Source organism: Streptomyces sp. NPDC126510, from assembly GCF_040302345.1.
Taxonomy (GTDB): domain Bacteria; phylum Actinomycetota; class Actinomycetes; order Streptomycetales; family Streptomycetaceae; genus Streptomyces.
Window position 1 is genome coordinate 338,290 of the sequence record NZ_JBEORR010000006.1, and the last position, 20,133, is coordinate 358,422.

Here is a 20,133-nt window from a genome sequence, read left to right on the forward strand (position 1 = left end):
TTCCCGTGAAAGTCGCAGTTCTCGGCGCCGGTGCCATCGGCGCCTACGTCGGCGCCGCGCTCCACCGCGCGGGTGCCGAGGTGCATCTCATCGCCCGTGGACCGCATCTGGCGGCCATGAGGCAGCACGGAGTCCGGGTGCGCAGCCCACGCGGCGACTTCACCGCGCGCCCCCACGCCACCGACGACCCGGCCGAAGTCGGCCCGGTCGACCATGTCTTCCTGGGCCTGAAGGCCAACGCGTACGCGGCGTGCGGGCCGCTGATCGCGCCGTTGCTGCACGAGACGACCTCGGTCGTCGCGGCCCAGAACGGCATCCCCTGGTGGTATTTCCACCGGCACGGCGGTCCGTACGACGGCCATCGTGTCGAGAGTGTCGACCCGGACGGCGCGGTCAGTGCGGTGCTCGCGCCCGAACGGGCCATCGGCTGCGTCGTCTACGCGGCGACCGAACTCGAAGGGCCGGGCGTGGTCCGGCACCTGGAGGGCACGCGGTTCTCCATCGGCGAGCCCGACCGCAGCCGCTCCGCGCGCTGTCTCGCGTTCAGCGAGGCCATGCAGGCGGGCGGGCTGAAGTGCCCGGTCGAACCGGACCTGCGGGGCGACATCTGGGTCAAGCTGCTCGGCAACATCTCCTTCAACCCGATCAGCGCCCTGGCCCGCGCGACCATGCGGCAGATGTGCCTGCACGGCGGCACCCGCAAAGTCATCGAGATCATGATGACCGAGACGCTGGCGGTCGCCCAGGCCCTCGGCTGCGAGGTCGGTGTCTCCATCGAGCGCCGGCTCGCCGGTGCCGAGCGGGTCGGCGACCACCGCACCTCCACGCTCCAGGACCTGGAGCGCGGCAAGCCGCTCGAACTCGACGTGCTGCTGGCGGCGGTCGTCGAGCTGGCGGAGATCACCGGCGTGGAGGTGCCCACCCTGCGCACCGTGCACGCCATCTCGGACCTGCTCGCGCTGAGGAGCGCCGCATGAGGAAACGCGATCGGACCCCCAAGACCTACACCCGGCTCACCCACCCGCTCGTGAGGGACTCCCGCGACGAGCCGTTCCGGCGGGCCACCTGGGAGGAGGCCCTGGACCGGGCCGCCGCGGGCCTCGGGCGCAACCGCGACGCCTTCGGGATGTTCAGCTGCGCCCGCGCCACCAACGAGATGAACTACGTGGCGCAGAAGTTCGCCCGGGTCGTCATGGGCACCAACAACGTCGACTCCTGCAACCGCACCTGCCACGCCCCCAGCGTGGCGGGCCTGTCGGCGGCGTTCGGCTCGGGCGGCGGGACGTCGTCGTACGAGGAGATCGAGCACACCGACGTCATCGTGATGTGGGGCTCCAACGCCCGGTTCGCGCATCCGATCTTCTTCCAGCACGTGCTGAAGGGGATCAGGAACGGGGCCCGGATGTACGCGGTCGATCCGCGCCGGACCTCGACCGCCGAGTGGGCGGAGAGCTGGATGGGGCTCAACGTCGGCACGGACATCCCGATGGCGCACGCGATCGGCCGCGAGATCATCCACGCGGGGCTCGCGAACGAGGCGTTCATCGAGCGGGCGACCAGCGGCTTCGAGGAGTACAAGGCCCTGGTCGAGCCGTGGACGCTGTCGCTCGCCGAGAAGGTGACGGGCGTACCGGCGGCGGCGATCCGCGAACTGGCGCACGCCTACGCCCGTGCCGAGCGGGCCCAGTTGTGCTGGACCCTCGGCATCACCGAGCACCACAACGGCACCGACAACGTCCGCGCCCTGATCAACCTGTCCCTGCTCACCGGGCACGTCGGCCGCTACGGCTCGGGCCTGCAGCCCTTGCGAGGGCAGAACAACGTGCAGGGCGGCGGCGACATGGGCGCGATCCCCAACCGGCTGCCCGGCTTCCAGGACATCCTGGACGCGAGCGCCCGGCTGAAGTTCGAGTCGGCCTGGGACACCGTGATCCAGCCCCACTACGGCCTGAACCTCACGGAGATGTTCGAGGCGATGGAGGACGGCTCGCTCAGGGCCGTGTACTGCATCGGCGAGAACCCGGCCCAGTCCGAGGCGGACAGCGAGCAGGCGGTGCGGCGGATGAAGGCGCTGGACTTCCTGGTCGTGCAGGACATCTTCCTGACGAAGACCGCCGAACTCGCCGACGTCGTCCTGCCGGCCACCGCCGGCTGGGCGGAGACCGACGGCACGACCACCAACAGCGAGCGGCGGGTGCAGCGCGTCCGCAAGGCCGTCACCCCGCCCGGCGAGGCCCGCGAGGACATCGACATCATCTGCGACCTCGCCTCCCGCCTCGGCCACGACTGGAAGTACGCCGACGCCGAGACCGTGTGGAACGAGCTGCGGTCGGTCTCGCCCGACCACTACGGCATGACGTACGAGCGCCTGGAGGAGCACCAGGGCATCCAGTGGCCCTGCCCGAGCACGGACGGCGTCGAACCGACCTATCTGCACGGCAGGTTGTGGGAGACCGACCCGGCCAGGCGCGGTCCGCTCGCGCCGTTCGGGATCGTGCAGCACGACCCGCCCGTGGACCTCACCGACGAGCGGTATCCGATCCGGCTCACCACCGGGCGGCGGCTCGACTCGTACAACACCGGGGTGCAGAGCGGCGGTTACGCCTCGCCGCTCAGGCGCGGCGAGTTCGTCGAGCTGAGCCCGGAGGACGCCGAGCGCTACGGGGTCGTGGTCGGCGAGCACGTCCAGGTGACCTCGCGCCGCGGGTCGGTGACCGCTCCCGTGTGGGTGGACACCGCGCTGCGGCCCGGGCTCGCCTTCATGACCATGCACTTCCCCGACGAGGTGGACACCAACGCGCTGACGATCGAGGCGAACTGCCCGATCGCCGGGACGGCGGAGTTCAAGGCGTCGGCGATCCGGATCGAGAAGCTGCCCATCGCGACCATCGTGGGGTGAAAGCACGTGGACCTGCACTTCGGTGACAGCAAACCGACGGACGAGGAACGGGCGGCCGTCGACGCCCTGCTCGGGCCTCCCGAGTCCTCCTGGGAGGGGGCCGATCGCTCCGACGCCGATCTGAGGTGGGCGCGAGGCGGTCGCGAGGCCCGGGACCGCCGCGACCTGCTGTTGCCGGGGCTGCACGCGGTCAACGACCGGATCGGCTGGATCAGCGAGGGCGCCCTCGACTACCTCTGCCGACGGCTGACGGTGCCGCCGGCGGAGGCGTACGGCGTCGCCACCTTCTACTCCATGTTCTCGGTCAAGCCCCGTCCGGCGACCGTGCTCCACGTGTGCACGGACCTGGCGTGCGCGGCGGCCGGGGCACCGGAGCTGTGCGCCGGGATCGAGGAGCGGCTGGGCCTCGGCAGCGGTGTGAGCGTGGAACGCAGCCCGTGCCTGGGCCTGTGCGAACGAGCCCCGGCCGCACTCGCGATCAAGGCCGGGGACCCCGTGCGTACGGCGGTCTCGGCGCCCGCGACCGTCCAGGACGCCGTGCTCGCCGCGAGCTCCCCCGACTCCGCGCCCGAGGAGCCGGCGGCCGCGCTGGCCGTGCCCCAGGCGGGGCAGGACGGCCTGATGCTGCTGCACCGCGTCGGCGTGGTCGACCCGTCGTCCCTCGACGACTACCGCGCCCACGGGGGTTACACCGCCCTGCGCCGGGCTTTCGAGCTGGGTCCCGCGGAGGTCATCCGCGAGGTCACCGACTCGGGCCTGGTCGGGCGGGGCGGTGCCGCCTTCCCCACCGGCCGCAAGTGGCAGGCCACGGCGTCCCAGCCGGACCGTCCGCATTACCTCGTCTGCAACGCCGACGAGTCGGAGCCGGGCACCTTCAAGGACCGCGTGCTGATGGAGGGCGACCCGTACGCCCTGGTCGAGGCGATGACGATCGCCGGGTACGCGACCGGCGCGCACAAGGGCTACCTGTATCTGCGGGGCGAGTACCCGCGCGCCCTGCGCCTGCTGGAGAACGCGATCGCGCAGGCCCGTGCCCGCGGACTGCTCGGTGACGACGTCCTTGGGCAGGGCTACGCCTTCGACATCGAGATCCGGCGTGGCGCGGGCGCCTACATCTGCGGTGAGGAGACGGCCCTGTTCAACTCCATCGAGGGCTACCGGGGCGAGCCCCGCTCGAAGCCGCCGTTCCCGGTGGAGAAGGGGCTGTTCGGCAAGCCGACGGTCGAGAACAACGTCGAGACCCTGGTCAACGTCCTGCCGATCCTCACCCTGGGCGCCCCGGCGTACGCGGCGATCGGCACCGGGCGCTCCACCGGGCCGAAGCTGTTCTGCGTATCCGGGAGCGTGGAGCGGCCCGGCGTCTACGAGGTGCCGTTCGGCGCGACGCTCGGCGAGGTGCTCACCCTGGCCGGGGTGCGGGAGGGGCTGCGGGCGGTGCTCCTCGGCGGGGCCGCGGGCGGTTTCGTACGGCCCGACGAGCTGGACGTGCCGCTCACCTTCGAAGGGACGCGGGAGGCGGGCACGACGCTCGGCTCGGGGGTTGTCATGGCCTTCGACGACAGCGTGCCCCTGCCCCGGCTGCTGCTGCGCATCGCGGAGTTCTTCCGCGACGAGTCGTGCGGGCAGTGCGTGCCGTGCCGGGTCGGAACGGTCCGGCAGGAGGAGGCACTGCACCGGATCGTGGAGCGCACGGGCGCGGAGGCCGCCGGCGACATCGCGCTGCTGCGGGAGGTCGGCCGCGCCATGCGGGACGCCTCGATCTGCGGTCTCGGGCAGACCGCGTGGAACGCCGTGGAATCCGCCATCGACCGACTGGGGGCGTACGAATGACCGTCACACCGCTGGGGATCCCGCGCCGCATGCTGGAGTTCACCATCGACGGGGAGGAGGCCCGGGTCCCCGAGGGCTCGACGATCCTGGACGCCTGCCGGGCGGCGGGGAAGGACATCCCGACCCTGTGCGAAGGCGACACCCTGCGGCCGAAGAACGCCTGCCGGGTCTGTGTGGTCGAGGTCGAGGGGGCCAGGACCCTCGTCCCCGCCTGCTCCCGCAAGGCCGAGCCGGGCATGGAGGTCCGCACCGACACCGAGCGCGCCCGGCACAGCCGCAAGGTGGTCCTGGAACTGCTCGCGTCCTCGGTCGACCTGTCGACGACTCCGAAGGTCGCCGGGTGGCTGAAGGAGTACGAGGCGAAACCGGATCGTTTCGGCCCGGACGCGGCGCGGCTGAACGAAGAACCGAAGATCGACAACGACCTGTACGTCCGCGACTACGACAAGTGCATCCTCTGCTACAAATGCGTCGACGCCTGCGGCGACCAGTGGCAGAACTCCTTCGCGATCTCGGTCGCCGGACGCGGCTTCGACGCCCGGATCGCCGTGGAGCACGACGCGCCGCTGACCGACTCGGCATGCGTGTACTGCGGGAACTGCATCGAGGTGTGCCCGACCGGGGCGCTGTCCTTCAAGTCCGAGTTCGACATGCGCGCGGCGGGTACCTGGGACGAGTCGCGGCAGACGGAGACGACCACGGTGTGCGCGTACTGCGGAGTGGGCTGCAACCTGACGCTGCACGTGCAGGACAATGAGATCGTGAAGGTCACCTCGCCGCACGACAACCCGGTGACCCACGGCAACCTCTGCATCAAGGGCCGCTTCGGCTACCAGCACGTACAGAACCGGGACTGATCAGGACATGGGACGAGTCACGGAACGACGCAAGGTGATCCGCATCCGGGACGGGGTGGTCTCCGGCCGCCCGGACACGCTCGTCGCCGAGGAACCGATGGAGATCCGGCTCAACGGCAAGCCCCTGGCGATCACCATGCGCACCCCGGGCGACGACTTCGCGCTGGCGGCGGGCTTCCTGGTGAGCGAGGGGGTGCTGGCCGGGCAGCAGGACCTGCAGAACATCGTCTACTGCGCGGGGGCCACGGACGACGGCTCGAACACGTACAACGTCGTCGACGTGAAGACGGCCCCCGGCGTGGTGATCCCCGACATCACTCTGGAGCGCAACGTCTACACCACGTCCTCCTGCGGCCTGTGCGGCAAGGCGTCGCTGGACGCGGTGCGCACCACGGCCAGGTGGCCCATCGCCGACACTCCTCCGGTCCGGATCTCCCCCGAGCTGCTCGCAAGCCTCCCCGACCGGCTGCGCGCGGCCCAGCGGGTCTTCGACCGGACCGGGGGCCTGCACGCGGCGGCCCTGTTCTCGGAAGCCGGCGAGCTGCTGGACGTCCGGGAGGACGTGGGCCGGCACAACGCGGTCGACAAGCTGGTCGGCCGCGCCCTGCAGAACGGGGAGCTGCCGCTGTCGCGGGCGATCCTGCTCGTGTCGGGCCGGGCCTCCTTCGAGCTGGCGCAGAAGGCCGTGATGGCCGGCATACCCGTGCTGGCGGCCGTGTCGGCACCGTCCTCGCTGGCGGTGGACCTGGCCGCCGAGGCAGGCCTGACACTGGTGGGCTTCCTGCGGGGCAACTCCATGAACGTGTACGCGGGTGAGGACCGCATCGCCCTGCGGGCCGCGGCCGCCCAGGGCTGAGCAGGTTCCTCCGCTACACGGCGGCGGGGCCCCGACCGGCGGGGAGCGCCCCCTGCGCCGCAGGGGCCCCGTCTCGGCCTGCCCGCGCGCAACTCGCCTCGCACGCCCCGGCACCCCGTGAGGGCCCCTTTCCGCCTGACCTCGCGAGGGCAGGCCCCCTGCCGGATCTTCAGCCGGCCGTGCCGGATATCCGGGCCAGCATCGAAGTGAACTGCTCCCGCTCGGCCGCCGACAGCGGCGCGAGCAGTTCGTCGTTGGCGGCGCGGGCCGCCTTCTCGCAGCGCCTGAGCAGCCGGGCTCCGCGCGAGGTGAGGGACACCGCGTTCTTCCGGCGGTCCCGCGGGTCCGGCTCGCGTACCACCATTCCCGCCGACTGAAGGTCGTCGAGGACGCCGACGAGGTCCTTGGGGTCCAGCCGGACCCCGCGGCCGAGGTCGGCCTGGGCCACGGGGGCCAGGTCGCGTACGGCGGACAGCACCACGTGGTGCCACATCCGCATGTCCTCCTCCGCCAGCGCCTCGGCGACCAGGGCCCGGCCGCGGGCGGCGGCGCAGCCGAGCAGCCAGCTGGGCAGGGAGCGGATCGCGGGGAGGGGAGCTTCCGACATGGCCGCAGCCTAACCAAGAAATCGTTGGTTCTCCCTATGATCCTCCTATACCGTTGGGCACCCCAACGATTCCATCGGGGTCTCACCGACGACCCGGAGGTGTGATGCGCCGCGTCCGTTACGAATCCCCAGGCGGCCCCCTCTTCACGGAGGAGGCACCGCTCCCCGTGCCCGGCCCCGGAGAACTGCTCGTGCGCGCGGAGGCGATCGGCGTCACGCTCCCGGTCGTACGCAAGGTCACCGAGGCGGCCGAACCGGTCCCGCTCGGCGGCGAGATCGCCGGGCAGGTCACGGCCGTCGGTGAGGGCGTCACCCGCTTCGGCACCGGCGACCGGGTGACCGGCCTCTGCTTCGGCCACGGCTACGCGGACTTCGCGGTGCTGCACGAGACCATGGCCTCCCCGATCCCCGGGAACGCGAGCGCCGTCGACGCGGTCGCCCTGGTCCGCAGCGGCCTGGTTGCCCTCGGTGCCCTGGAGGCGGCCCGCCCCGAGCCGGGTGAGGCGGCCCTGGTCACGGCGGCCGCGAGTGGTGTCGGCCAGCTGGCCGTGCAGCTGGCCAGGACGCGCGGCGCCGGACGCGTGGTGGGAGCCGTCTCCGATCCGGGCAAGGCCGGCTTCGTGCGCGGTCTCGGCGCCGACCACGTCATCTCGTACGGCGACGCGAGCTGGGGGACGCCCGTGGACTACGTCCTGGACGCGGTCGGTGGCGAGTTGCTCACCCGCACCCTCCACGCGCTCGTACCCGGGGGACGGCTGGTGGCGTACAGCTCGGGCGGCGGCGCCATCCAGGCCTACGACCTGCTCGTGGGCGCCAAGTCGGTCATCGGTTTCCAGGTGGCCCGCATCGCCCGGGGCAAGCCGGAGTTGTACGAGCAGTGGCGAGAGGAACTGTGGCGGCTGTTCGCCGCCGGAGAGCTCAGGCCCGCCGTCCACGGGGAGTTCGCCCTGGAGGACGCGGCCAAGGCGCACGCGGAGATCGAGGGGCGGTCCAACCTGGGCAAGGTCGTCCTGATCCCCTGACGCACGCTTCTTGTGGGGGGTCTTTGAACCCAAGTACCGTCTGTGGACCAGACATTGGACGTGGAATGTCCGCATGACCGGATGTCCTCTCCCATCACCCGGTGGTCCGGCCGACAGACGCATGAAGGGCAGGTCGCACCATGCCGTCCAGTCTTCGCGCACGTCTGAGATCCACCCTGACAGCCGCCGTCACCGCCGGGGCGCTGCTCGCGCCCACCGCCCCGGCGCACAGCCGACCCACCACCGCCGCACCGGAATTCGAGCAGCAGGTACTCTTCAAGGCGTCCCAGGATCCGGGCTACGCCTGCTTCCGGATCCCGGCGGTGGTGCGCACCACCGGCGGCACCCTGCTCGCCTTCGCCGAGGGCCGTGTCCTCAACTGCGGTGACGCCGCCGACATCGACATCGTGCTCAAGCGCTCCACCGACGGCGGCCGCACCTGGGGACCGCTCCAGGTCGTCACCGAAGGCGCGGGCGACACGCACGGCAACCCGGCCCCCGTCGTGGACCGCAGGACGGGCCGGATCCTGCTGGCCGAGACGTACAACACCGGCCGCACGGACGCCGGCAACTGCACCGTCCCCTGCGACCGCACCCCGCACCTGCAGTACAGCGACGACGACGGCCGCACCTGGTCGAAGCCGCGCGACCTGAGCGAGGAGATCCTGCCCGAGGACTGGAACTCCTGGTACGCGACCGGTCCCGTGCACGGCGTCCAGCTGACCCGCGGCAAGCACGCCGGGCGGCTCGTGTTCGGCGTCAACACCGAGACGTGGAACGGCAGCCGCGTCTCCGCCAACCACGCCGCCCTCGTCGTCAGCGACGACGGCGGCGACTCCTGGCAGGTCGGCGCCACGGACACCTGGCCGATAGCGCAGGACGGCACGTTCCGGCAGAAGCCGTCCGAGGTGACGCTCACCGAACGCGCCGACGGCGCCCTGCTCGTCAGCGGCCGGGAACAGGACGGCACCGACCTGGGCCACCGCTCCCAGACCGTCAGCCTCGACGGCGGCGACCGCTTCGCCACGCCCTTCCGCGACCTGCCGGACCTGTACACCCCGCAGGTCCAGGGCGCGACCCTGCGTCTCGGCGACCGGATGCTGCTGTCCGCTCCGGCCGACCCCGACCGCCGCCGCACGATGATGGTGCGCTCCTCCTACGACGGCGGGCGCACCTGGGAGAGCGTGGACCGGGGCACGGTCGTCACCACCGACTGGTCCGGCTACTCCGACATGGCGGCCCTGGGCAGCTCGGCCGTGGGACTGCTGTACGAGGGCGGGGCGGTCGACGCGCGTGACGAGATCCGCTTCGCCCGATTCACCGAGGACTGGCTGAAACCGCGCCGGGGCGCCGACCCGACCACGCGGGACGCGGCGGCGGGCGGCAGGACCGCGGCCGTGCTCGGCGGTGCCGCGCGGACGGACGGGGTCCGGGGCGGCGCGCTGTCCTTCGACGGCACCGATGACGCCGTCCGGCTCCCCTACCGGTCCCGGCTGCCGCTCGGGGAAGGGGACTTCACGGCGTCGCTGCACTTCCGCTACACGGCCACGGCCGGCGAACAGCCCTTCCTGTGGATGGGCGGCATCGGCGGCACCCAGCCGCAGATCTGGCTGCGCGGGGAACCCGCGAGCGACCGGGTCCGGGCGCTGATCACCACCAGGTCGGGCGCGACGACCGTCAGGTCCGCCTCGGTGTGGACCGACGGCGCCCACAACGACGGCCGCTGGCACCACCTGGCCCTGCGCCGGGGCGGCGGGCGGCTGACGCTGTTCCTCGACGGCACGCCGCTCACCACCGCCGACGTGCCGGGCTCGGTCAGCCGCAACTCCCCGTTCGGCGTGCACATCGGCCAGCGCATGGACAGCCGGGCGTTCCTCACCGGGGCGATCGACGACGTCCGGGTGTGGAACCGGGCCCTGAGCGACGGGGAACTGGCCTCCGGCGCCGCGGGCGCGGCCTCCCGGGGCGCGGTGCTGTGGCTGCCCATGGACCGGGTGAGCGGCAGCAACTAACGTCACGGGACGTGCCCGACGACTCAGGAGCATTACGAGCACGACAGCGCACGGGAACCGGGATCGGCCTGCTGCTGGTCCTGGTTCTCGGCGCGGCGCTGCTCATCGCCCTGCCCGGCGACGACGGCCCGGGCCACGACGCCTGTCAGGCGCTCACCGTCGGCTCCTGGGACACGGACGACGCCCTCGAGGCCGAGTTCACCCGCTACGGCGACGACGCGAGCCGCACGGACGACTGGACCGGCGGCGACGGCACCCACTCGGTGCGGCTGCCGGACGGCCGGGTGCTGTGGCTGTTCTCGGACACCTACCTGGGCCGGGTGTACGGTCCGCCCAATCCGCATGGCGAGTCCCACGCCTGGCGGGACGCCACCACGCCGCTGGTGCGCAACTCGGCCGTGCTGATGCGTGACGGCCGGCTCGAGAGCACCCTGCCCGCCCCGCTGTTCGCCGACCCGGCACCGAACCAGTGGCGCTGGCCGGTCGCCGCCCGCGTCGAACCCCGCTCCCCCGGCTCCGCGGAGCAGGTCGTCCGGGTGCTGCTGTGGGTGCGCACGGCGGGGCAGGCCCCCTGGATCTACGGAGTGCCCACCGCCACCGAGGTCGCCACGCTGTCGCTGCCCGGGCTGCGCCTGGAGTCGGTCGTCGAGGTGTTCGGCCAGCAGTCGGTGCCCGACCCGTCCCGGCGGGTGCTGTTCGGCACGACGCTGGTCGAGGAGGGCGGCTGGACCTATGTGTTCGGCGGTGACGACGGCCGGGCCGCCGCCCGGCCCGCCTCGCACGCGTACGCGGCCCGGGTGCCGGAGGGCGCGCTCGCGGATCCGGGGGCCTGGGAGTACTGGAGCGGATCGGCGTGGGTGCCCCGGGCCCGCCCCCGGCCGGTGCTCGGGGACGGGCGGCGCAAGGGCGTGGGCAGCGCGTTCTCGGTCGTCCGGGAGGGCGGTACGTACGTGCTGTTCACCATGGCCGCCGGCGCGAAGGGGCTGACCACCGTGGCGTCCTACTGGGCCTGCTCCCCGGCCGGGCCGTGGCACGGTCCTGCGAAGGAGTTCGCCCCGCCGCTGCCGCAGGGGCAGGTGGCCGCCTACAACCCGCAGGCGCATCCGGTGCTGAGCGGCGACGGACGGCTCGTCCTGAGTTACGACGTCAACTGGCTGGAGCCCACGGGCGCCGCCGACCGGCTCAGCCGGAACGTGTCCCTGTACCGACCACGGTTCGTGTCGTTGCGGCTGGCCGCGGCGCGGTGACCTCCTCCGCCGCCGCCTCCCGCGCGCGCCGCTTGGCGATCACCGCGCACACGATGAGCTGCATCTGGTGGAAGAGCATCAGCGGCAGCACGGCGAGCGCCGCCTGCGCGCCGAACAGGACGCTCGCCATGGGCAGTCCGGCGGCCAGGGACTTCTTCGAGCCGGCGAACTGGATCGCGATCCGGTCCGCCCGGCCGAAGCCCAGCGCCTTGCCGCCGTACCAGGTGAGCAGCAGCATCAGGGCGAGGACCACGGCCTCGACGACCGCCAGGGCGCCCAGTCGCACCGGGCTGACCTGGTGCCAGATGCCCTGGACCATGCCCGCGCTGAACGCGGTGTAGACGACGAGCAGGATCGAGCCGCGGTCCACCAGGGCGAGGACCTGCTTGTGGCGCGTGACGAAGCCGCCGATCCAGCGGCGCAGCAGCTGCCCGGCGAGGAACGGCACCAGCAGCTGCAGCACGATCTTCAGCAGCGAGTCGGCGGAGAAGCCGCCGCCGCTGCCGCCGAGCAGCGAGGCCGCGAGCAGCGGGGTGGCGACGATGCCGATGAGGGAGGAGAAGGAGCCCGCGCAGATCGCGGCGGGCACGTTGCCGCGGGCCATCGAGGTGAAGGCGATCGACGACTGGACGGTCGAGGGGACCAGGGTGAGGAAGAGCAGGCCCTGGTAGAGCGGGTGCGTCAGGATCACCGGCACCAGCCCGCGGGCCGCGAGCCCGAGCAGCGGGAAGACCAGGAAGGTGCAGGCCAGCACCGTCACGTGCAGCCGCCAGTGCCGCAGCCCGTCGAGCGCCTCACGGGTGGACAGCCGGGCGCCGTACAGGAAGAAGAGGAGGGCGACCGCGGCCGTGGAGGCACCCGAGGCGACATCCGCGGCCGTTCCGCGCGCCGGGAACAGTGCGGCGAGGCCCACCGTCCCGAGGAGGAGCAGGATGTAGGGGTCGATCGGCATCCAATGCGGCCAGCGCAGGCGTTTCACGGTGCTCCACTTGCTTTGGTACTTCGGTCGGTCCGGGGCCGTAGCGGCCCCCTTCCATCCTGCTTCCCCGACCGGCGATCGGGAATCCGGTATACCGCTCTGACTGTCATTGCGTTTCACGATAACGTGGGGGCATGTACGACCCGTCCCAGCTGCGCACGTTCCTCTCGGTGGCGCAGACGCTGAGCTTCACGCAGGCCGCCCGGCGGCTGGGGGTGCGGCAGTCGACGGTCAGCCAGCACGTGCGGCGCCTGGAGGACGCCACCGGGCGGACGTTGTTCAGCCGGGACACCCACTCTGTGGAGCTGACCGAGGACGGCGAGGCCATGCTCGGCTTCGCCCGCCGGATCCTGGAGGTGCACGAGCAGGCTGCGGCGTTCTTCACGGGCACCCGGCTGCGCGGCCGGCTGCGCTTCGGCGCCTCGGAGGACTTCGTGCTCACCCGGCTGCCCGAGATCCTGGAGGGCTTCCGGCACGAGCATCCGGAGGTCGACCTGGAGCTGACGGTCGAGCTGTCGGGCACCCTGCACGAGCAGCTGACCGCCGGGAAGCTGGATCTGGTCCTGGCCAAGCGGCGGCCCGAGGACCCGCGGGGCGAGCTGGTCCGGCACGACCGGCTGGTGTGGATCGGCGCGGAACGCCTCCGGCTCGACCCGGACCGCCCGGTGCCGCTCATCGTCTACCCGCCTCCCGGCATCACCCGCGCCCTCGCCCTGGAGGCCCTGGAGCGGCAGGGCCGCGACTGGCGCGTGGTGTGCACCAGCGGCAGCCTCAACGGCCTCGTCGCGGCGGCCCGGGCCGGTCTCGGTGTGATGGCCCACTCCCGCGGCCTGATCCCGCCGGGTCTGGTCCGGGTTCCGGACCGGGCGGGGCTGCCGGAACTGGGACAGGTCGACTTCGTCCTGGTCCACGGCCGGCGCCGGCCCTCCGCCCAGGGCGCGGCCGACGCCCTGGCGGCGTCGATCCTGGCGGGCGGGGACCGGCTCCAGCGCAGTGCGCGCAAGGGGCTGTGACCTGGCCGGTCAGCGGCCGCCGACAGAAGCGGAGTGACAGAATCCGTCGCCGTTCCGCTGACGGAAGGGGGCGAGTTCGACGGGGCGACGCACCACAGCCGGACTCGTACAGATTCGGTGGAGATTACGGCACCGAAACTTACTCAACCGTCAGGTTTGTGTCCGACCCTTCCCCATGTGAGCGCTTTTTCCCTCGCTGACCAGCGCGGACCGCAGCGGTGTGTGCTTCCGTACCCCCTCCCGTCCCCTGGCCGGGTGGGGTAGCTTTCACGGCGCTGTGCGGGGCGTCACTCGACAAGAGCGCTGAGGAACGGGGAGCGGGGTTTGCGCGAGTTCACCAACCCTCCGTTGGCGTTGGCACCTCCGGTGGGCGGTCTGGCCGACGTGGTCTTCGAGCATGCCCAGGAGGACCCGCAGCACATCGCGCTGGGCCGCAAGGACGACTCCGGTGAGTGGCAGGACGTCACCAGCGCCGAGTTCCGCGACGAGGTGCTCGCTCTGGCCAAGGGCCTGCTGGCGAGCGGCATCCGGTTCGGCGACCGGGTCGCGATCATGTCCCGCACGCGCTACGAGTGGACCCTCTTCGACTACGCGCTGTGGACGATCGGCGCCCAGGTCGTGCCGGTCTACCCGACGTCCTCGGCCGAGCAGTGCTTCTGGATGCTGTACGACGCCGAGGTGACGGCCGCGGTCGTGGAGCACGAGGACCACGCGATGACGATCGCCACCGTCATCGACCGGCTCCCCCGGTTGCGCCGACTGTGGCAGCTGGACTCCGGCGCCGTGCACGAGCTGTACGACGCGGGCGCGCACCTCGACGACGAGGTGGTGCACCGCCACCGGCAGGCCGTCACCCCCGACTCGGTCGCCACGATCATCTACACCTCGGGCACCACCGGCCGCCCCAAGGGGTGTGTCATCACGCACGGCAACTTCATGTACGAGGCGGACACCGTCATCGAGCGCTGGGAGCCGGTGTTCCACTCCCGGCGCGGCGACGAGGCGGCGACCCTGCTGTTCCTGCCGCTCGCGCACGTCTTCGGGCGGATGGTCCAGGTCGCCGGGATCCGCGGCAAGGTGAAGTTCGGCCACCAGCCGCAGCTGAACGCGGCGGCCCTGCTGCCGGATCTGGCCGCGTTCAAACCGACGTTCTTCCTGGCCGTGCCCTACATCTTCGAGAAGGTCTTCAACGCGGCCCGCCGCAAGGCCGAGAAGGAGGGCCGCTCCGGCCCCTTCGAGAAGGCCGTCGACATCGCCATCAGGTACGCGGACGCGATGGAGGCCAAGGCCTGGGGCACCGGCCCCGGCCCGTCCGCGGGCCTGCGCATGCAGCACCAGCTGTTCGACAAGCTCGTCTACACCAAGATCCGCGCCGCCATGGGCGGCCGCATCAAGCACGCCATGTCCGGCGGCTCGGCGATGGACCGCCGCCTCGGGCTGTTCTTCGCCGGGGCGGGCGTGCACATCTACGAGGGCTACGGCCTGACCGAGTCCACGGCGGCAGCGACCGCCAACCCGCCCGGACGCACCCGGTTCGGCACGGTCGGGCAGCCCATCCCGGGCATGACCGTGCACATCGCGGACGACGGCGAGATCTGGCTGCACGGCGAGAACGTCTTCCAGGGGTACCTCAACAACCAGAAGGCCACGGACGCGACCCTGCACGACGGCTGGCTCGCCACCGGCGACCTCGGCGCGCTGGACGAGGACGGCTTCCTCACCATCACCGGCCGCAAGAAGGAGATCCTGGTCACGTCCGGCGGGAAGAGCGTTTCCCCCGGCGTGCTGGAGGAACGCGTCCGGGACCATCCGCTGGTCAACCAGTGCATCCTCGTCGGCAACGACCGCCCGTACATCGCCGCCCTGATCACCCTCGACCAGGAGGCCGTGGAGCACTGGCTGGCCATGCGGTCCAAGCCGCAGATGTCCCCTGCGGAGCTGGTGCGCGACGCGGATCTGGAGACGGAGGTGCGCCGTGCGGTGGTCGCCGCCAACACCCTCGTCTCGCAGGCCGAGTCGATCCGCACCTTCCGCATACTGGCCCAGCCGTTCACGGAGGAGCACGGGCTGCTGACCCCGTCCCTGAAGCTGAAGCGGAAGGCCATCGAGAACGCGTACGAGAACGAGGTCGAGGCGCTCTACCGGGCGTGACCTCCGTCCCGCGGGGCAGGTGTGGCTTCGGAATTCTCCCGTCAGGAATGCATCACCGCCCGTGATCGTTGACGATGGGAGCACACTGACCACTTACCGAAGGATCGAGAGCTCGTGAGCAAGGTCCCCCCGATCATCCTGAACAACGGCGTCGAGATGCCCCAGCTGGGCTTCGGCGTCTGGCAGGTGCCGGACGACGAGGCCGAGACGGCCGTCGGGACGGCACTGGAGGCCGGGTACCGCAGCATCGACACCGCGGCGATCTACGGCAACGAGGCGGGCACCGGCAAGGCCATCGCCGCCGCCGGCGTGCCCCGCGATGAGCTCTTCGTCACCACGAAGCTCTGGAACGCCGACCAGGGATACGACTCCACGCTGCGCGCCTTCGACACGTCGCTGGAGAAGCTCGGCCTGGACTTCGTCGACCTCTACCTGATCCACTGGCCGACGCCGGAGCGGGGTCTGTACGTCGACACCTACAAGGCGTTCGAGAAGCTGCACGCCGACGGCCGGATCCGGGCCATCGGTGTCTCCAACTTCCTTCCCGAGCACCTGGAGAAGCTGATCGGCGAGACGTCGGTCGTCCCGGCGGTGAACCAGATCGAGCTGCACCCGCACCTGCAGCAGGCCGCCTCCCGCGAGTACCACGCACAGCAGGGCATCGCCACGGAGGCCTGGTCACCGCTCGGCCAGGGCAAGGGCCTGCTGGAGGTCCCGGCGATCGTGGCCATCGCCCGCAAGCACGAGCGCACCCCGGCCCAGGTGGTGCTGCGCTGGCACATCCAGCTGGGCAACGTGGTGATCCCGAAGTCCGTGACGCCGTCGCGGATCAAGGAGAACATCGAGGTGTTCGACTTCAGCCTCGACGACGAGGACCTGGCGGCGATCAGCGCGCTGAACGAGGACCGGCGCATCGGCCCGGACCCGGCCGAGTTCAACGGCGCCTGAGCCGCACCGGCAGCGCCCCGGTCCGGAGCCCCTTCGCGGGACCCGGGCCGGGGTGCTGCCGTTCCCAGGAGCATCCCCCGGGGCCGGCTGCCTCGAAGGCGCCGGATCCGCTACCCGGGCCGGACCGCCGTGTGCACGGTGTGGGCCTCCAGGACGAACACGTCCGGGCGGTGGTGCAGGCTCGCCTCGTCGTCGGGATCGAGCAGGCGGTCGACGGTCGCGAGATCCTCGGCGTCGAGCTCCTCGGCGAGCATGTCGCGCATGTGCGACAGCGACGCCACGACATACGCGCGCGCCCGGTCCGAGGCGGGCGCCGGGAGATCGAGCAGGAAGCTGTGCGTCCTCGTGTGCTTGAGCCCCGCGGCGGCGAGCAGGGCCGGCCAGTGCTCCGTCTCGGCCACGTGCCCGGGCAGGCCGGTGCGCATCCGGCTGAACCACTCCGCCTCCACCGCGTCGATCCGCGTCTGGAGACCGGGCCGGCCGATGCCGATGTCGCGCGGCAGGAACCGCAGGGGCAGACCGCCCTCCATGAGGGCCAGCGTGCCGCCCGGCGCGAGCCGCTGCGCGAAGGCGGCCAGCGCGGCCCGCTGGTCGCCCAGGTGGTGCAGGCTGCGGCTCGCCCAGAGCAGATCGGCGGGGTAGTCCAGCTCGCCGAGCACCTCGGGCAGATCACCGGTGAGCGTGCCGAAGCGGTCGGCGACGCCCAGGCGTCCGGCCCGCGCCCGGGCCCGCTCCAGCAGCCCCTCGGAGCCGTCCACCGCCACGATCCGCGCGCCCGGGAACGTCTCCGCGAACAGGCACGACACGACGCCCGGTCCGCTGCCGACGTCGACGATCAGCCCCGGCTCGGTCACCTCCTGCGCCAGCCAGCCCAGGGCACGTTCGTACAGGGATGCGAACAGTTCCGCCGAGGACTCCAGCATCGGGCCCATCTCGGCCCAGTCGAGGTCCGTGTGGCCGTGATGAGGGCCGTGGCCCCGCTCGTGGTCGTGGTGGTGATGCCCCATGGTGGTCAGCCTCTCGCTCGGGTGCGGTCAGCGTGCACCGACGCACCGGACGGAGGCCACTGCTGTTGCCGGTCCCGCAAAATCCGCCGGGGCACGGGGCCCCGGCGGATCAGCGGTTCACCGCGAGCCGGTCAGGACAGCGGCGGGTACGCGTTCTGCATCAGTTGCCGGAACTGCGCGGAGAACCAGTGCCCGGACAGCGGCGCGTCCGGCAGGGCGCCGGACATGTTGTAGTTGTTCCGCGGGTTGCCCGTGTAGGTGGGGTCGCACATGCGGTCGAAGCCCTTGCCCTCGTCGTTCGGGATCTGCTTGCTCGCCCCGTCGGACTCGCCCGGCGGCTTCATCCACACGTACGCGTCGATCCCCGCGGCCGGGGCGGCCTTCGGGCGTTCGCCCAGGCCGGCTCCGGACTGGTTGCACCAGTTGCCGGCGTTGAAGCGACGGTCGTATCGCCCGCCGTCGACGTAGGTGTCGACGCTGGTCGTCGCGCCCGGCCCGGTGGGCCGCGCGCTGCCGCCCCAACCGTTGCGGGAGGTGTCGATCAGCATGCCGATGTTCGAGTTGAAGCCCGCCGAGACCAGCTGGCTGCGGAAGCCCTGGGCGTAGGACAGCTCGTCGAGGTAGCGGTTCCAGTCGACCCACTTCGACTCGCGGACGGACTTGCCGGCCACCGAGTCGTTGATGGTGAAGTTGTTCTCCTTCAGGGCGCTGTAGTTCGCCGTGTTGGTGATGAAGCCGTGGACGTCGTTCACCGTGGCGCCCTCGGCGGTCGCCGCCTCCTTCATGATGGTGGCCGTGGGGCCGAAGTTGTCGTCCCAGCCGATCCAGCCGTGGTGCCCGGCGTCGACGTAGTTGTAGACGTTCGGCACGTCGCCGAGCTTGTTCAGCGCGTAGCCCACGCCCTTGACGTAGTTGCCGTTGGCCTTCATCACGTCGCACTGCGGGACGGCCGTCGGACGGCTGCCGGTGTTGGTGACGAGGTTGGGCAGCGAGTCGATCTCGACCGTGGTGACGATCCGCAGCGAGGCGTACTTGGGATCGGCGAGGATGGCCTTGATGGGATCGATGTACTCGGTCTTGTAGCGGCCGATCTCGTCGGCCTTCAGCTCGCCGTTGGAGGCAAGGGCGGAGCAGTCCCGGCCGGGCAGGTTGTAGATGACGAACTGGACGACGAGCTCGCCGGAGCCCTTCTGGCGCAGCGCCTCGTCGAGGTGGGCGCGCAGGCCCATCTTGCCGTTCGCGCCGTTGATGGCCGCGATGCGGTCCAGCCAGACGCCCGTGGGCTGGTTGGAGATGCGGCTGCCTCCCGGCTCGGCGGCGGCGTTGGCGGACCACTCCGGGTTCACGTACACCTTCGCGCCCTCGTAGGGGTTGTTCACCCGGTTGGACGGACCGCCCGGGTCCGGCGGATCCGTGGGGCCGCCGGGACCGCCGCCGTCGACGTTGCAGGTGACACCGTCGAGGGTGAAGGTCGCCGGGATCGCGTTGCTGCCGCTGTAGCTGCCCTGGAAGCCGAAGCTCACCGAAGCGCCCGTCCCCAGCTGGGCGTTGTACGTCTCGTTGGCGGCGGTGACGCCGGCACCGCTCTGACTCAGCTTGGCGTTCCAGCCGCTGGTGACCTTCTGGTCCCCGGCGTACGACCACTTCAGCGACCACGAGGACTTGGCGGCGCTGTTGTTGGTGATGGTCACGGCGGCCGTGAAGCCGGTGCTCCACTGGTTCTGGATCTTGTAGTCGACGGTGCAGGGGACGGCGGCGACGCCGGTGCCGCCCGGGTCGACGGCGAAGGCGGTGCCGGTCGCGCCGGTGACCAGAGCCATGGCGGCCAGTAACGCGGTTCTCGTACGGCTCATGAGTGGGGGTCCCTCTTCCGTTGGGTTCCTTGCGATGTCCGCGGTTCCGTGGGGGGTTCAGAGAGGTGCGGTGGGGCGGTGAGCCTTTGCGGGCATGCCGGGGCCTGAGTGCGCCGTACGCGGCCGGCGGAGGGCGTCACCTGTCCGCCGCACGCGGCGCTCTCGCGCCGGCGGCGGCTCAAAGTACTGAACGCGGGGGGTGTCGCATGAGCGACTCCTTGCAGGTCGGGCGTGCCGTGACGGACGCGTCGACCGATGGAATCGCTCCCACTGGTGTCAAGGAAGGTAGCGGCAAGCGACGGTAAAGAACAGGGGAGTCGCTGACTTTCGCTCAACGCGGGGCGTCGAATCTTTTCGACTCTTCGAGAACCTTGACCGGTACCTGACGTGTCCGCACTATGGGAGCGCTCCCACTGGTTCAAGCCTTGACTTCTCCGAGCCGCAAGGAGGAACCAGCACCATGCATCCCCCACCCCGGAGGCGGAGAGCCGTGCGGCGTCTGTGGACGGCCGCGCTCGCAGCTCTCACCCTTCCGTTGACGATGCTCTCCTCAGGGTCGACTCCCGCGCAGGCGGCGGCACTTCAGTGCAGTGTCGACTACAAGACGAACGACTGGGGCTCCGGTTTCACCGTGGACCTCACCCTCACCAACCGCGGCACGGACGTCATCGACGGCTGGACGCTGACCTACGCCTACTCCGGCAACCAGAAGCTGGGCAACGGCTGGAACGGCACCTGGTCGCAGTCCGGCCAGAACGTCACCGTGAAGAACGCCTCCCACAACGCGCGGGTCGCGGCGGGCGCCGCCGTCTCCACCGGTGCCCAGTTCTCCTACAGCGGCTCCAACACCGC

Annotated in this window: 16 protein-coding genes; 12 read left to right on the plus strand and 4 right to left on the minus strand. The window is 71.4% G+C overall.

The genetic code is table 11. The features are described from left to right. The first annotated feature begins 5 nt into the window (after positions 1-5). Genes ABTX60_RS10950 through fdhD form a run of 5 tightly spaced genes read left to right on the plus strand, consistent with a single transcriptional unit; the run spans position 6 to position 6,442 of the window. Positions 6-977, plus strand: coding sequence for a 2-dehydropantoate 2-reductase (locus ABTX60_RS10950; RefSeq protein ID WP_352096763.1), 972 nt, complete (start codon positions 6-8; stop codon positions 975-977). Continuing rightward, on the plus strand, positions 974-2,899 hold the full coding sequence (locus ABTX60_RS10955) for a molybdopterin oxidoreductase family protein (RefSeq protein ID WP_352096764.1): 1,926 nt from the start codon (positions 974-976) through the stop codon (positions 2,897-2,899). The genes ABTX60_RS10950 and ABTX60_RS10955 overlap by 4 nt, the downstream gene beginning before the upstream one ends. Before the next feature lie 6 nt (positions 2,900-2,905). Continuing rightward, positions 2,906-4,729, plus strand: a complete 1,824-nt coding sequence (locus tag ABTX60_RS10960; protein ID WP_352096765.1) for an NAD(P)H-dependent oxidoreductase subunit E — start codon at positions 2,906-2,908, stop codon at positions 4,727-4,729. Continuing rightward, the gene (locus ABTX60_RS10965) at positions 4,726-5,586 is read left to right on the plus strand and encodes a 2Fe-2S iron-sulfur cluster-binding protein (RefSeq protein WP_352096766.1); all 861 of its coding nucleotides are present in this window, start codon (positions 4,726-4,728) and stop codon (positions 5,584-5,586) included. The genes ABTX60_RS10960 and ABTX60_RS10965 overlap by 4 nt, the downstream gene beginning before the upstream one ends. Positions 5,587-5,593: 7 nt before the next feature. After that, on the plus strand, positions 5,594-6,442 hold the full coding sequence (gene fdhD / locus ABTX60_RS10970; protein WP_352096767.1) for a formate dehydrogenase accessory sulfurtransferase FdhD: 849 nt from the start codon (positions 5,594-5,596) through the stop codon (positions 6,440-6,442). Positions 6,443-6,611: 169 nt separating this feature from the next. Here fdhD and ABTX60_RS10975 read toward each other — a convergent pair whose 3' ends face one another. Then, positions 6,612-7,049 carry a MarR family winged helix-turn-helix transcriptional regulator gene (locus ABTX60_RS10975; RefSeq protein WP_352096768.1) on the minus strand — a complete coding sequence of 146 codons (438 nt, stop codon included), beginning with the start codon at positions 7,047-7,049 and terminating at the stop codon, positions 6,612-6,614. A 104-nt stretch (positions 7,050-7,153) separates the two neighbouring features. Here ABTX60_RS10975 and ABTX60_RS10980 point away from each other — a divergent pair, with 104 nt between their 5' ends. From ABTX60_RS10980 to ABTX60_RS10990, 3 genes are all read left to right on the plus strand, one after another. After that, on the plus strand, positions 7,154-8,071 hold the full coding sequence (locus ABTX60_RS10980) for a quinone oxidoreductase family protein (protein ID WP_352096769.1): 918 nt from the start codon (positions 7,154-7,156) through the stop codon (positions 8,069-8,071). 140 nt (positions 8,072-8,211) lie between these two features. Beyond that, a complete protein-coding gene (locus ABTX60_RS10985; RefSeq protein WP_352096770.1) occupies positions 8,212-10,083 on the plus strand; it encodes an exo-alpha-sialidase in 1,872 nt (623 codons plus the stop codon). 11 nt (positions 10,084-10,094) lie between these two features. After that, on the plus strand, positions 10,095-11,330 hold the full coding sequence (locus ABTX60_RS10990; protein WP_352096771.1) for a DUF5005 domain-containing protein: 1,236 nt from the start codon (positions 10,095-10,097) through the stop codon (positions 11,328-11,330). Here the strand turns inward: ABTX60_RS10990 and ABTX60_RS10995 are convergent. Then, entirely contained in the window at positions 11,266-12,282 is a 1,017-nt protein-coding gene (locus ABTX60_RS10995; RefSeq protein WP_352096793.1) for a bile acid:sodium symporter family protein, read from the minus strand. The two genes, ABTX60_RS10990 and ABTX60_RS10995, sit on opposite strands and share 65 nt — an antisense overlap. A gap of 161 nt (positions 12,283-12,443) precedes the next feature. On the opposite strand from ABTX60_RS10995, the gene ABTX60_RS11000 reads away from it, so the two are divergent. From ABTX60_RS11000 to ABTX60_RS11010, 3 genes are all read left to right on the plus strand, one after another. Beyond that, positions 12,444-13,322: a LysR substrate-binding domain-containing protein gene (locus ABTX60_RS11000; RefSeq protein WP_352096772.1), complete on the plus strand. Its 879-nt coding sequence runs from the start codon at positions 12,444-12,446 to the stop codon at positions 13,320-13,322. A gap of 324 nt (positions 13,323-13,646) precedes the next feature. Beyond that, on the plus strand, positions 13,647-15,473 hold the full coding sequence (locus tag ABTX60_RS11005; protein ID WP_352096773.1) for an AMP-dependent synthetase/ligase: 1,827 nt from the start codon (positions 13,647-13,649) through the stop codon (positions 15,471-15,473). 156 nt (positions 15,474-15,629) lie between these two features. Further along, positions 15,630-16,421, plus strand: a complete 792-nt coding sequence (locus ABTX60_RS11010; RefSeq protein ID WP_352096794.1) for an aldo/keto reductase — start codon at positions 15,630-15,632, stop codon at positions 16,419-16,421. 110 nt (positions 16,422-16,531) lie between these two features. Here ABTX60_RS11010 and ABTX60_RS11015 read toward each other — a convergent pair whose 3' ends face one another. After that, a complete protein-coding gene (locus ABTX60_RS11015) occupies positions 16,532-17,428 on the minus strand; it encodes a class I SAM-dependent methyltransferase (RefSeq protein ID WP_352096774.1) in 897 nt (298 codons plus the stop codon). Between the two features lie 131 nt (positions 17,429-17,559). Continuing rightward, entirely contained in the window at positions 17,560-19,281 is a 1,722-nt protein-coding gene (locus ABTX60_RS11020) for a glycoside hydrolase family 6 protein (RefSeq protein ID WP_352096775.1), read from the minus strand. A gap of 460 nt (positions 19,282-19,741) precedes the next feature. Between ABTX60_RS11020 and ABTX60_RS11025 the strand changes: the two genes are divergently transcribed. Beyond that, positions 19,742-20,133, plus strand: a 392-nt coding sequence (locus tag ABTX60_RS11025) for a cellulose binding domain-containing protein (protein ID WP_352096776.1), incomplete at its 3' end; no start/stop codon positions are given.